13 protein-coding genes are annotated in these 12,766 nt (G+C 64.6%); 2 read left to right on the top strand and 11 right to left on the bottom strand.

Going from position 1 to position 12,766, the window contains the following annotated elements:
- Positions 1–41: 41 nt before the first annotated feature.
- Complete coding sequence (zapE, locus tag FNB15_RS04125; protein WP_144067489.1) at positions 42–1,169, top strand: cell division protein ZapE; 1,128 nt, start codon at positions 42–44, stop codon at positions 1,167–1,169.
- Positions 1,170–1,223: 54 nt separating this feature from the next.
- On the opposite strand, the gene FNB15_RS04120 is transcribed toward zapE, so the two are convergent.
- The 8 genes from FNB15_RS04120 to FNB15_RS04085 form a co-directional block, all read right to left on the bottom strand.
- On the bottom strand, positions 1,224–2,573 hold the full coding sequence (locus FNB15_RS04120) for a pentapeptide repeat-containing protein (RefSeq protein WP_144067488.1): 1,350 nt from the start codon (positions 2,571–2,573) through the stop codon (positions 1,224–1,226).
- A gap of 113 nt (positions 2,574–2,686) precedes the next feature.
- The gene (locus FNB15_RS04115) at positions 2,687–3,478 is read right to left on the bottom strand and encodes a succinate dehydrogenase iron-sulfur subunit (protein ID WP_144067487.1); all 792 of its coding nucleotides are present in this window, start codon (positions 3,476–3,478) and stop codon (positions 2,687–2,689) included.
- Positions 3,479–3,499: 21 nt separating this feature from the next.
- Positions 3,500–5,287: a succinate dehydrogenase flavoprotein subunit gene (sdhA, locus tag FNB15_RS04110; protein ID WP_144067486.1), complete on the bottom strand. Its 1,788-nt coding sequence runs from the start codon at positions 5,285–5,287 to the stop codon at positions 3,500–3,502.
- Between the two features lie 4 nt (positions 5,288–5,291).
- Positions 5,292–5,687, bottom strand: a complete 396-nt coding sequence (sdhD, locus tag FNB15_RS04105; protein ID WP_144067485.1) for a succinate dehydrogenase, hydrophobic membrane anchor protein — start codon at positions 5,685–5,687, stop codon at positions 5,292–5,294.
- A gap of 10 nt (positions 5,688–5,697) precedes the next feature.
- Positions 5,698–6,084: a succinate dehydrogenase, cytochrome b556 subunit gene (gene sdhC, locus FNB15_RS04100; protein ID WP_144067484.1), complete on the bottom strand. Its 387-nt coding sequence runs from the start codon at positions 6,082–6,084 to the stop codon at positions 5,698–5,700.
- 327 nt (positions 6,085–6,411) lie between these two features.
- Positions 6,412–7,722: an ammonium transporter gene (locus FNB15_RS04095; protein ID WP_144067483.1), complete on the bottom strand. Its 1,311-nt coding sequence runs from the start codon at positions 7,720–7,722 to the stop codon at positions 6,412–6,414.
- A 223-nt stretch (positions 7,723–7,945) separates the two neighbouring features.
- On the bottom strand, positions 7,946–9,016 hold the full coding sequence (locus tag FNB15_RS04090; protein WP_144067482.1) for a MaoC family dehydratase: 1,071 nt from the start codon (positions 9,014–9,016) through the stop codon (positions 7,946–7,948).
- Positions 9,017–9,031: 15 nt separating this feature from the next.
- Entirely contained in the window at positions 9,032–9,907 is an 876-nt protein-coding gene (locus FNB15_RS04085) for an HpcH/HpaI aldolase/citrate lyase family protein (RefSeq protein WP_144067481.1), read from the bottom strand.
- 120 nt (positions 9,908–10,027) lie between these two features.
- On the opposite strand from FNB15_RS04085, the gene pdxY reads away from it, so the two are divergent.
- Complete coding sequence (pdxY, locus tag FNB15_RS04080) at positions 10,028–10,897, top strand: pyridoxal kinase (protein WP_144067480.1); 870 nt, start codon at positions 10,028–10,030, stop codon at positions 10,895–10,897.
- Positions 10,898–10,900: 3 nt separating this feature from the next.
- Here pdxY and FNB15_RS04075 read toward each other — a convergent pair whose 3' ends face one another.
- The 3 genes from FNB15_RS04075 to FNB15_RS04065 form a co-directional block, all read right to left on the bottom strand.
- Positions 10,901–11,407 carry a PAS domain-containing protein gene (locus tag FNB15_RS04075; protein WP_185973704.1) on the bottom strand — a complete coding sequence of 169 codons (507 nt, stop codon included), beginning with the start codon at positions 11,405–11,407 and terminating at the stop codon, positions 10,901–10,903.
- 109 nt (positions 11,408–11,516) lie between these two features.
- Positions 11,517–12,020 (bottom strand): DoxX family protein, encoded by a 504-nt coding sequence (locus FNB15_RS04070; RefSeq protein WP_246068786.1) that lies wholly within the window; start codon positions 12,018–12,020, stop codon positions 11,517–11,519.
- Positions 12,017–12,766: an HvfC/BufC N-terminal domain-containing protein gene (locus tag FNB15_RS04065; RefSeq protein WP_144067478.1), complete on the bottom strand. Its 750-nt coding sequence runs from the start codon at positions 12,764–12,766 to the stop codon at positions 12,017–12,019. Before FNB15_RS04065 ends, FNB15_RS04070 begins: the two co-directional genes overlap by 4 nt.

Here is a 12,766-nt window from a genome sequence, read left to right as displayed (position 1 = left end):
GTTCTGTTTTAAACAGGCCCCAATTCCTTTAAACAGGCCTTATGTCGATCCTAGAAACCTATCGCGCCAGGCTGGCGGCCGGAGAGCTGGCGGAAGACCCCGCCCAGGCGCTGGCGGCCGAGAAGCTGGAACTGCTGAGCCGCCATCTGGCGCATTACCAGCCCAGCAGCGGCGACAGCTGGCTGCAGAAGCTGGTCGGCCGCAGGAAGGAAGACGCGCCGCAGGGCCTGTATATCTACGGCGATGTCGGCCGCGGCAAATCCATGCTGATGGACCTGTTCTTCGCCACGGCGCCGGTGGAGAAAAAACGCCGCGTGCATTTTCATGCCTTCATGCAGGAAGTGCATGCCGAGATTTTTCGCTATCGCCAGCTGAGCGAAGACGATCCCGAGAAGAAAGCCGGCGGCGACGACCCGATCAGGCCAGCCGCCAAGAAGATCGCCAAATCGGCCTGGCTGCTCTGCTTTGACGAGATGCAGGTCAGCGATGTTGCCGATGCGATGATTCTGGGTCGCTTGTTCGAGAAGCTCTTCCAGCGCGGGGTGGTGATCGTCGCCACCTCGAACCGCCATCCCGACGACCTCTACAGGAGCGGTATCAACCGCCAGCTGTTCCTGCCCTTCATCGAATTGTTCAAGGAAAAGTTGGATGTGCTGCATCTGGCGGCCAGCCGCGACTACCGCATGCAGCGGCTCAGCAAGTCGCCGGTCTGGTTCAGCCCGATGAGCGCCAAGTCGACCCTGGCGCTGGACCATGCCTGGAATCTTCTCACCGATGATGCCGAGGGTGAGCCGGCCGAGATCGAGCTGCTGGGCCGCAAGCTGATGGTGCCGTTACAGGCGCGCGGCGTGGCACGCTTCCGGTTTGACGAGTTGTGCGAACAGCCGCTCGGTCCGGCCGATTTCCTGGCCATCGCCAGGAACTTCCACACCGTGATGATCGACAATATCCCGACGCTCAGCCCCGCCAAGCGCAACGAGGCCAAGCGTTTCGTCACGCTGGTGGATGCGCTGTATGAGGCCAAGGCCAACTTGTTGGCGACGGCGGCCGCACCGCCGGAAACACTTTACCCCGAGGGCGAGGGCGCGTTCGAATTCCAGCGTTGCGTGTCGCGGCTGAACGAGATGCAGAGCGAAGAGTATCGCGTGCTGCCCCACATCTCAGGCTAGGCGCACAGCTTCGACTGGCACTGGCCCAATGCGAAACTCGCGGCCCAATTAACGTTAATTGGGCAGCAGCAGGTCGCGGGCGCGATCGAGGCGGGCGTTGGTGAAGCTCGCGCCGGTCAGCACGGCATTGGCGAAGCGACCATCCGTCAGGTCGGCACCGGTCAGATCCGCGCCACTTAAATTCGCATCGCGCAGATCGGCCGCCACCAGGCTGGCGCCGGTCAGGTTGGCGTTGATCAGGATCGCGCGCTTCAGCTTGGCGGCACCCAGATTGGTGCGGGCGGCGCGGGCATGCGGGGCATCGTCCTTGATCGCAGCGAGATTCGCGTCGGTCAGGTTGGCACCGTCCAGGGTGGCGCGCGCCAGGCTGGCGCCGCGCAGGTTGCCCTTCACCAGCACGGCCTCGCGCAGGTCAGCGAAATTCAGTCGGGCCAGCGCCAGGTTGGCATTGGTCAGTTCCGCCTTGTTGAAGCGCGCGCGTTCCAGCAGCGCGCCCATCAGGTTCACGCCACGCAGATCGCGGCCGGAGAAATCGAAATCGCTCAGGTCGGCGCGCAGGCCCTGACGGCCTTCGGAATGCACCCAGAGTTCGTGCTGCTTAAGCACCTCGGCCAGATTGGCGTCGGCATGGCGCGAGGCAGCCGCGAAAATCGCGGCGGCCAGTTCCGGCAGGCTGCGGCTGGCGGCATCGACGATGGCACCACGCAGGTCGGCGCCGGCAAAATTGGCCCCGCCGAGCTGTGCGCCCGACAGGCTGGCGCCGGCAAGATTGGCGCCGGAAAAATCGGAATTCTGCAGATCGGCGCCTTCGAGGCGGGCCGATGTCATCTGCGCCTTGCGCAGATCGGCGCCACGCAGGTTGCTGTCGTCGAGATTGGCGTCGGCGAAATCGGCATGCAGCGCGAAGGCCTTGGGCAACTGCGCGCCGGAGAGGTCGGCACGCTGGGCAGAGGCGCCCGACAGATCGATGGCGCGCTTGGTCGGGCCGCTATCCGCCATGCGGCCTTCGGAATCATAAACCGGGGCTAAAGCTTCGGCGCCGTTCGACTCGGCCATGTTGGCATCGTTCAGGCCAGTGGCGCGCAGGCAGGCGCCGCGCAGATCGGCCCAGCGCAGGTCGGCGCCGTCCAGAGTCGCGTTGCGGAAGTCCGAGCCGCCACATTTCGACATCGACAGCCGCGCGCCATCAAGGCGGGCGCGATGCAGGCGTGCGCCGGTCAGGTCGGCCAAGGTCAGGTTGGCGCCGGTCAGGTCGGCATCGGAAAGATCGGTATAGGCAAGCAGGGCGGGCTGTGCGCCGGGCTTACCTGCAAGATGGGCTTCATGCTCACGCAAAACGTCGCGCAGCTTTTCGGCCCCAACCTTGGTCAGATGCGGGGGAGCCCCGCGGGTAAAATCGCCCATAACGCCTAGCGGCCTTGCCTCAAACACAACACAGAAGATTCGGCCGCAAGTGTAAGCGGACCGGTTAACCCGATCCAGCCGTTTGCCCCCTGTTTGGTCTTTAGTCTAGCAGATCAGCCGCGCCGTTCTACCATCAGCTTCTTGATTTCACCGATGGCCTGCGCGGGATTGAGGCCCTTGGGGCAAGTCTGCGCGCAGTTCATGATCGTGTGGCAACGATACAGCCTGAACGGGTCTTCCAGGTTGTCGAGTCGCTCTCCGGTCATCTCATCGCGACTGTCGGCGATCCAGCGATAAGCCTGAAGGAGGATGGCGGGGCCGAGATAGCGGTCCGAATTCCACCAGTAGCTCGGGCAGGAGGTCGAGCAGCAGGCGCAGAGAATGCATTCGTAGAGACCATCCAGCTTCTTGCGGTCTTCGGCCGACTGCAGGCGCTCGCGAGTCGGCGCCGGGCTCTGGGTCTTCATCCAGGGCTGGATTGACGCGTACTGGGCGTAGAAGTTGCTCAGGTCCGGCACCAGATCCTTGATCACCGGCATATGCGGCAGCGGATAGATCTTCACGTCGCCGTCGATGTCTTCGCAGGCCTTGGTGCAGGCCAGCGTATTGCCGCCGTCGATGTTCATCGCGCAGGAACCGCAGACGCCTTCGCGGCAGGAGCGGCGGAAGGTGAGCGACGGATCGATGTCGTTCTTGATCTTGATCAGCGCATCCAAAACCATCGGGCCGCAGTCGTTCATGTCGACTTCGTAGGTGTCGATCTGCGGGGTCTTGCCGTCATCCTGGTTCCAGCGATAGACGCTGAACTTGCGCACCTTGCGTTCTTCGCCCGGCTTGGCCGGCGGCAGCGTCCAGGTCTTACCCTTGGAGATCTTGGAATTCTTCGGCAGCGAGAACTCAGCCATGGGGATGTTATCCTTGCTTCCTTAGTAAACGCGCTTCTTGGGCTCGATATACGAGACCTCGTTGGTCAGCGTGTAGGTGTGAACCGGGCGATAGTCGATGGTGATGCCGCCCTTGTCGCTGATCCAGGCCAGCGTGTGCTTCATCCATTCCTTGTCGTCGCGATCCGCATAATCCTCGCGAGCATGGGCGCCGCGGCTTTCCTTGCGGTTCTCGGCCGAATGCATGGTGACGACGGCCTGGCCGACCAGGTTGTCGAGTTCCAGCGTCTCGACCAGGTCGGAATTCCACACCAGCGAGCGATCCGCCACGTCGATGTCAGGCATCATCTTGAAGACCTCGTCGATCAGGCCGACGCCTTCCTTCAGCACGTCGCCGGTGCGATAGACGGCGCAGTTGTTCTGCATCGTGCGCTGCATCTTGTCGCGGATGCGCGCGGTCGGGCTGCCGCCCTTGGCATTGCGGAAGCGATCCAGGCGGGCCAGCGCATTGTCGCCGGCACCCTTGATGTCGCGATGCTTGGCATTCTTGTCGACCACCTGCGCCGCACGGATGGCGGCAGCGCGGCCAAACACCACGAGATCGATCAGCGAGTTGGAACCCAGACGGTTGGCACCATGCACCGACACGCAGGCGGCTTCGCCCACCGCCATCAGGCCGGGCACCACGCTGTCGGGATTGCCGTCCTTCAGCGTCAGCACTTCGCCATGATAGTTGGTCGGGATGCCGCCCATGTTGTAGTGCACGGTCGGCAGCACCGGGATCGGCTGCTTGGTCACATCGACGCCGGCAAAGATCTTGGCGCTTTCCGAGATGCCCGGCAGGCGCTCATGCAGGATCTTCGGATCGAGATGGTCCAGATGCAGGAAGATGTGGTCGCCATTCTTGCCCACACCGCGGCCTTCGCGGATTTCCATGGTCATGGCGCGGCTGACGACGTCGCGCGAGGCAAGGTCCTTGGCCGAGGGGGCGTAGCGTTCCATGAAGCGTTCGCCGGCCGAATTGACGACATAGCCGCCTTCGCCACGCGCGCCTTCGGTGATCAGGCAGCCCGAGCCGTAGATGCCGGTCGGGTGGAACTGCACGAATTCCATATCCTGCATCGGCAGGCCGGCGCGCAGCACCATGCCGCCGCCATCGCCCGTGCAGGTATGGGCCGAGGTGCAGGAGAAGTAGGCGCGGCCGTAACCGCCGGTCGCCAGCACCACCATCTTGGCGCGGAAGCGATGGATGCTGCCGTCGGCCAGGTTCCAGGCCATCACGCCGCAGCAGGCGCCCTCATCGTCCATGATCAGGTCGAGGGCGAAATATTCGATGAAGAACTCAGTGTCGTATTTCAGCGACTGCTGGTACAGCGTGTGCAGCATCGCATGGCCGGTGCGGTCGGCGGCAGCGCAGGTGCGCTGCGCCGGCTCGGCACCGTAATTCTTGGTCATGCCGCCAAAGGCGCGCTGATAAATCTTGCCTTCGGGCGTGCGGCTGAACGGCACGCCGAAATGCTCCAGTTCCACGACGGCCGGCACGGCCTCGCGGCACATGTACTCGATCGCATCCTGGTCGCCGAGCCAGTCAGAGCCCTTGACGGTGTCGTACATATGCCAGCGCCAATTGTCCTCGCCCATATTGCCGAGCGCGGCCGAGATGCCGCCCTGCGCTGCAACCGTGTGGCTGCGGGTCGGAAACACCTTCGAGATGCAGGCGGTCTTCAGGCCGGACGCGGCCAGACCCATGGTGGCGCGCAAGCCTGCGCCGCCGGCGCCGACAACGACGACATCGTAGTAGTGATCGTGAACCTGATAGCTGGCGGGCATGGTCTTAGGCTCCGAAAAACATCTTGAGCACCGACAGGGCGGCAATACCGCCGACGACGAAGGTGGCGAAGGTGATGGCGAGCAGCGAGACGATCTTCACGCTTTCGGTATGCACGTAGTCTTCGATCACCACCTGCAGGCCCAGCTTCATGTGCCAGAAGATGGCGAGGATGCTGAGCAGGGCCAGCAGAGCGAAGAGCGGGTGCCTGAAGGCCGCCGTGACAGCGGCATGGTCGCCGGTCGCCAGTTTCAGCACGCAGACCAGCAGGAGCAGCAGCATCGGGATCATGGCCACAGCCGTGACGCGCTGGATCCACCAATGCTGCACGCCTTCCTTGGCGGCGCCGAGGCCACGCACCGACTTCAGCGCGCTGCGCATATGCTTGTTGGAATTGCTCATGATGCGCTCCTCACTTCCAGCTATAGGCCAGAATCCAGGCCAGCACGGTCAGCACCACCGAACCGATGATGACCGCCCAGCCCGACTTGTTGGCGACCGGAAGGCTGTAGCCGTGGCCGGCATCCCAGAACAGGTGACGGATGCCGTTCAGCAGGTGGTAGAACAGCGCCCAGGAAAAGCCGAGCAGCACCAGCCGGCCAAGCCATGAGCCGAGGCAGGCCTGCACCATCGCGTAGTATTCCGGACCGGCGGCGGCGGCTACGAGCCACCAGGCCAGCAGCAGGGTGCCGGCGGCCAGACCGCAGCCGGTGGCGCGGTGCAGGATCGAGGTCGCCATGGTGACCGGCCAGCGGTAGATCTGCAGATGGGGGGAGAGCGGTCGTTCGACGTTCGCCATGTTTCGCGCCTTCGCCCCGGCTGGTATCCGGAGCATTCGGGGTGGGGCGGTCCGCGACTGGCGCAAATGGGGAAAATGGCCGAGTCAGCGTCCGAAAATCAGGGCGGATACTAGTCCCGGTCCCTGTGTAGTCAATCATTGGACGACTTTGTTTTTAGTCGCGTAAACCCCACCCCGGCAAGGGAAATTGCCACGGCGAATAGCTGCTATGTGGGATCGAAGCTGCGAGTCTTTCGCAACGCGGCCAGGGGGTGCCACAGGGTGGCGAAACAGATCGGCGGGCCCTTTTCGAGGCCCGCCGACGGAAGCAGGATATGAAGGCCGGGCTTAACGGAGATCGTAGGCCCGTTCGCCATGGGTGGTGATGTCGAGGCCGTCGGACTCGTCCTCTTCGCTCACCCGCAGATTTCCGCTCGCCTTCAGCACCGCGAAAATCCCCCACGACACCAGGCCCGACCAGGCGGCGGTGACCGCCAGGCCGATCAGCTGCGCCTTGAACTGCATCAGGGCAGTGACGCCTTCAGCGAAGCCGGTGCCGCCGAAGCCGGGCTGGCCGACGATGGCGACCAGCAGGATACCGAGCGCGCCGCCCACGCCATGCACGGCAAAGACATCGAGCGAGTCATCCAGCTTGTATTTCTGCTTCAGCAAAGCCGTAACGGTGAAGCATATCGCGCCGCCGCAGAAGCCGATCAGCACCGCGCCGGCCGGACCGGCGACGCCGGCCGCCGGTGTAATGGTGGCGAGGCCGGCGATCAGACCGGTGACGATGCCGACCAGCGACGGACGGCCATAGCGCAGCCATTCGATCGCCATCCAGGTCAGCGCGCCGCAGGCTGCCGACACATGCGTCACCAGCATCGCCATGCCGGCCGAGCCGCTGGCGGCCAGCGCCGACCCCGCGTTGAAACCGAACCAGCCGACCCACAGCATGCCCGCACCCGTGGCGGTCATGCCCGGATTGTGCGGCAGCAGCGGTTCATGCGGGAAATCGCGGCGCTTGCCGACCATGATGGCGGCAGCGATGGCCGCCATGCCGGCGGTCACGTGCACCACCAGGCCGCCGGCGAAATCGACCACGCCGAGATTAAACAGCCAGCCGCCGCCCCAGATCCAGTGGCAGACCGGCACGTAGACCAGGAACAGCCACAGCGCGGAGAACAGCACCACGGCGCCGAAGCGGATGCGTTCGGGCCAGGCGCCGACGATCAGGGCTGGCGTGATGATGGCGAAGGTCATCTGGAACATGAAGAACAGCGCTTCGGGCAGGCCGTCCTTCAGCGTCTCGGCGGTGACGCCGGCCATGAAGGCGCGGTCGAAGCTGCCGATCCAGGCGTTGTTGGCGCCGCCATCGGTGAAGGCGAGGCTGTAGCCGCCAATCAGCCAGAGCAGCGAGACCAGGGCGGCGATCACCACGCAATGCATCACCACGCTGAGCGCATTCCGGGCGCGCACCAGGCCGGCATAGAAGAGGGCAAGGCCCGGCATGGTCATGAACAGCACCAGCGCGGTGGCGGTCAGGATCCAGGCGGTGTTGGCGGCATCGAGCGGCTTCTCCTCGGCGCCCAGCGCCGGAACGGCTGCGAGCGACAACAGGAGAGCAGGCGCCGCCAGGCGGCGCAGCGTTAAGACAATCATTGGGAATCCCACCCTGTTATTGTTTTGGCGAAACGGTTCTGTGCTCACCCTGCCGGCGGGCGAAACGCTGGCAAAATGGGCAGACTGCCCAAGCACGAGGCATGCCAAAGCACCGGCACGAGAAATGCTGGGAAAACCTTATGTGGGCGGTCCGCGCGGGTGGATTGCCGCCAAATTCGGCAGATTTATGCCGAAAGGCTGTGCTTTTGCCTAAATTATAGACTTATCGCCGCCGCTTTTCGCGTTTCGGCATCAGGGACCAGTAATCGAGATCGAGCACCACGCTGTCCGGGTAGGCACCGGCGGTGTCCTTGTCGGGGAAGGCCGTGGCAGGCTGGTCTTTCACGGCCAGCGTGCGGATGCGCAGCGCGCCGACATCGCTGCGGCCGTCGATCTCGGCCTTGTCCAGCACCTGCGACCAGGCATAGACCGTGTTGCCAGCCAGAGTGGGATTCACATGCCGGCCGCCATTGATGGCGGCGACGAAAGCGGCATTGCCCAGGCCGTTGAAGCTGAGCGCGCGCGCCAGGCTGATGACATGGCCGCCATAGATCAGGCGGCGGCCGAGTTTGTCCTGACCCTGGCGATGCTGGTTGAAATGCACCTTCGCGGTGTTCTGATACAGCCGCGTCGCCAGCATGTGCTCGGCTTCTTCGATGGTCATGCCATCGACATGGTCGATCTTCTCGCCGGGCTCGTAATCTTCCCAGCCATGCCGGCTGCCGGCCAGCGTCCAGTCGTAATGCGCGAAATTCAGCCCGGTCGGAATGCGCAGCTGTTCCGGCGCGACATGATCCTTCAGGCGCGGCACGCGCTCCTCGGCGATCACGGCGGACTCATCGCGCTTCCTCACCATCACCCAGCGCACATAGTCCAGCACCAGTTCGTCGCCGTCCTTGTAGCCCTGGCTGCGCACATAGACCACGCCGGTCTTTTTGTTGGAATTCTCCTTCAGGCCGATCACGCGCGACACGGTGTGCAGCGTGTCGCCGGGAAAGACGGGGCTGAGCCAGCGGCATTCGGCATAGCCGAGATTGGCCACGGCATTGAGCGAAATCTCCGGTACCGTCTTGCCGAACACCACATGGAAGGCCAGCAGGTCATCGACCGGCGCGGCGCGCAGCCCCAGGCGGCGCGCGAAACTGTCGGCCGACTGCACGGGGAAGCGCGGACCATACAAAGCGGTATAGAGCGCGACATCGCCGGCGGTGACAGTGCGCGGCGTGGCATGGCGGATTTCCTGGTCGAGTTTGAAATCCTCGAAGAAATTGCCCGGATTGGTCTTGTCGCTCATCTCTGGTCCGATCCCTTACGCCGTCTGCAGTTTCGCAATCGCCTCGGCCAGCGCCGCCAGCTTCTTCGCCTGCTCGACATGCAGGTTCTCGATCAGCTTGCCATCCACCAGCACCACGCCCTTGCCTTCCTTTGCCGCCGCCTCGAAAGCGGCGATGATCTTGTGCGCCCATGCCACTTGCGCCTTGCCCGGCGCAAAGACGCGGTTGGTGATCTCCAGCGTCTTGGGGTGGATCAGCGTCTTGCCGTCGAAGCCGAGCTCCAGCCCCTGGTTGCAGGCGGCCTCGAAACCGGCGTCGTCATCGAGATCGAGATAGACGCCATCCAGGATTGCCAAATCGTAAGCGCGTGCCGCCAGCATGCACAGGCCGAGCGCGGTGATCACCGGCAGGCGCAGCGGCGTGTGCTGTGCATTCAGGTCCTTCACCAGATCGGATGTGCCCATCACCAGCGCAGCCAGCCGCGACGAGGCAGAGGCGATCTGCTCGGCATGCAGGATGCCTTTCGGCGTTTCCATCATGCACCAGATCGCGGTCTTGTCCTGGCCATGCTGCCTGAGCAGGGCTTCGGCTTCCTGCACCTGCGCGGCAGACTCCACCTTGGGCAGCAGGATCGCATCGGGCGCGGCCTTTGCGGCGGCGATGATGTCGTCTTTGCCCCAGGGCGTGTCGAGGCCATTGGTGCGGATGATCAGCTCTCTCGAACCATACCCGCCCTCTACGACGGCCTTGCAGACCTGTTCGCGCGCCAGCGCCTTGGCATCCGGGGCGACCGCGTCTTCCAGGTCGAGGATCAGGGCGTCGGCTGCCAGGCCCTTGGCCTTTTCCAGTGCCCGGGCATTCGAGCCGGGCATGTAAAGCACGCTGCGACGGGGGCGGGCGGTGGCGGCCATGCGGGAAAGCCTCGATTGTTGCGGTGCAATAAGATTGAGTTGCGCCACTATAATCGCCGACTTAGGCGTGGCAAGGTTCCCCGCGTCCTCCCTTCGTCGCCCCTGCAGGAATGTCCGGCCATGCGCGTCCTCAGCATCCAGAGTCAGGTGATTTACGGCCACGTCGGCAACAATGCCGGCGTGTTTCCGCTCCAGCGGAACGGCATCGAGGTCTGGGCGGTGCCGACCGGCGTGCTGGCCTTCAATCCCTCCTACGGTCCGCCGGCGCACCGCCCGACCGCGCCCGAAGAGATGGATGCCTGGATCGCCGCGCTGCAGACCCGGCCGGAATGGACACAGATCGATGCCGTACTGCTCGGCTGGCTCGGCAGTCCGCGCACGGCCGAAGCCGCCGGCCGCGCCGCACTGGCGGTGAAGAAAGCCAACCCGAACGCGATCTTCCTCTGCGATCCGGTGATGGGCGACAGCGACAGCGGGCTCTATGTCGATCCGACCCTGCCGGCCTATATCCGCGACCATCTGTTCCCGACCGCTGATATCGCCACACCGAACGGCTTCGAACTGGAATACCTGACCGGCGGCAGGATCGAGACGCTGCAGCAGGCGCTGGCCGCCTGCGACGCCCTGCGCGCCAAAGGTCCGTCAACGGTGGTCGCCACCACGCTGAAACGCACCGATGGTGGCCGCGACCAGGGTGGCCAGCCGCTGCTGGAGGCACTGTTGGTCAATCGCGAGGGCGCCTGGCTTTGCGCCGTGCCGGATCTGGGTGAAGGGCTGCCCAAGGGCGCCGGCGACCTGTTCGCCGCGCTGTTCCTGACGCGCCTGCTGAAAGGTCGCACAGCGAAGAAGGCGCTGCTGTTCGCGATGTCGGCGACGTATACGGCGTTGCGCGATGCGCGCGAAAATCACGCGCCGGAAATGCGGTTGGAAACGATCCAGGACCTGCTGCGCGCGCCGCAGTTCCTGCCCGATATCGAGCGGGTGCGCTAAGCCTTACAGCCGGCTGCGCAGGACGCTGCCGATGCCGTCATAGAAGACGGTGAAGCCGAGCAGCATGTCGACGCTTCGGCCATCGGCTGCCAGCGGCATCATCAGGCGTTCGAGTTCGGCGGTATCCGCATTCATGCGGAAGCGCGGCGGACCGCGGCGATGGCTGATCAGTGCATTGGTGGCGGCATCAACGAAACTGCGTGAGCGACCGCTGACGCTGTCGAAGCCGTCCTCCATGTCGTGCAGCCAGGCGCCGGTCATCGGTTCACCAAAGCCGAGATCGACATGGCTGCCGACCAGGCGGAAGCGGAAGCGCGGGATGCTGACATCGCCGGCCGGCGGATGCACTTCCAGCAGCCAGGCATAGGGCAGCAGCGCCGGCATGCCGAGCGGATCGATATGCTGGCGGCCCGGCAGCAGGCCGGGACCCGGCGCGGCAGCGCGCCAGTAGACCAGGCCCTGCCGGATCACGGCATGGGCGTCGTCGGGCAGGGTGAAGTCGTCGCTCATCGAAGAGTGGAGGTGGCGCCTTTGGCAGATGCGCAAGCATAGGGAACTGTCGCAGTCGTGCAAAGACCGGCGGCCCCGGGCTGCCCCACTTAAGAGTGATGCCCCGCGGTCACTCCCGGGTAAGCGGGCGCAGGGCAGGCATGCGGCGGGCAAGGAGATGGTCCGCAGACAGACGCCCCGGTCCGCGCGCCACGACCACCAGCAGCGCGACCGCCCATATGCCATGAGTCGGCCAGGCATCCGGATAGACGAAAATCTGAATCACCGCCGTCATGCCCAGCAGGGCAAGGGCGGCAAAACGGCTGGCCAGACCGAAGACCAGCAGAAGCGGAAACAGATGCTCGCCCAGGGTGGCGAGATGTGCCGCCAGCACGGGATCGAGCAGCGGCAGGCGATATTCCTCGCGGAACAGTTCGATGGCGCTGTCCGACACGCGCCAGCCTTCCAGCTTGGTCTGGCCGGACTGCCAGAAGATCGCGGCGGCAAAGACGCGCGCCGCAAGCGCAATCGCATCCTGCGGGATTCTGTCCATGCCGGCGATCAGGCGACGCAGGAGTCCGGCGATGCCATGTGGGTGGTCGCTGAGGAAGCTGGTGGAACGGGTCATGGTCATGGCGGGTCCTGATCGGTGAAGGCGATGACGGCGCCGCGTGCGAACAGCGCAGCAAGCGCCGTGGCGAGGTCGAAGTCCGGAACATCGTGCAGCGCGGCGGCAGTGGCCTCAGCCATGTCCGCGCCGGCCTGCATCTGCAACAGGAATTCGGCTTCGCCCGGCGCAAGCGGAATGGCGACCGTGTCGTAGTGCGGTCGCAGCACCAGCACATCCTGCGCGGTCCAGTCCTCGATCTCGCCGAGTGGCGCGCGACCGGTATTCATCGCCCAGATGGTGGCAGCAGGATAGGCGCTGCGCAGGATCTGCAGCGATGGATGCAATGTGACGCGCACCGCACCAAGACGTTCGGCCGCGATGCTGCCCAGCCGGTCGGCCGGCAGCGGTGTGGTATCGGCGGCATGGAAGGCGCGCGTATAGGCCAGCTCCAGTCGCGCAACATCGGCGAGGTAGGGCAGTTCGGCGGCCGGTTCAAAACGCGCCAGGAAATCCGGCAGGCTGGCGCCATAGTCCAGCAGTACCGGCGAGGCCGGCGGCGAGATCCGCACATAGATCGCCGCCATGGCGGCAAAGAATTCCGCACCGACGATGGCTTCGGTGGCAGGAAATCCGGCGGCCAGCGCGCGGCTCAGGCCGCTGACGACGTTGTTGCGGTAGATGGCGAAACGCTCATCGACATCGGCAGCAAAAAGCCCGGCAGGCGGTCTGCGCCCGGCATCGAGCAGGGCTGCGGCGAAATCCGTCTGCAT

Source organism: Ferrovibrio terrae (assembly GCF_007197755.1).
Classification (GTDB): domain Bacteria; phylum Pseudomonadota; class Alphaproteobacteria; order Ferrovibrionales; family Ferrovibrionaceae; genus Ferrovibrio; species Ferrovibrio terrae.
Note: the sequence above shows the minus strand (reverse complement) of the source record. Positions and strands in the feature narration are given on the sequence as shown.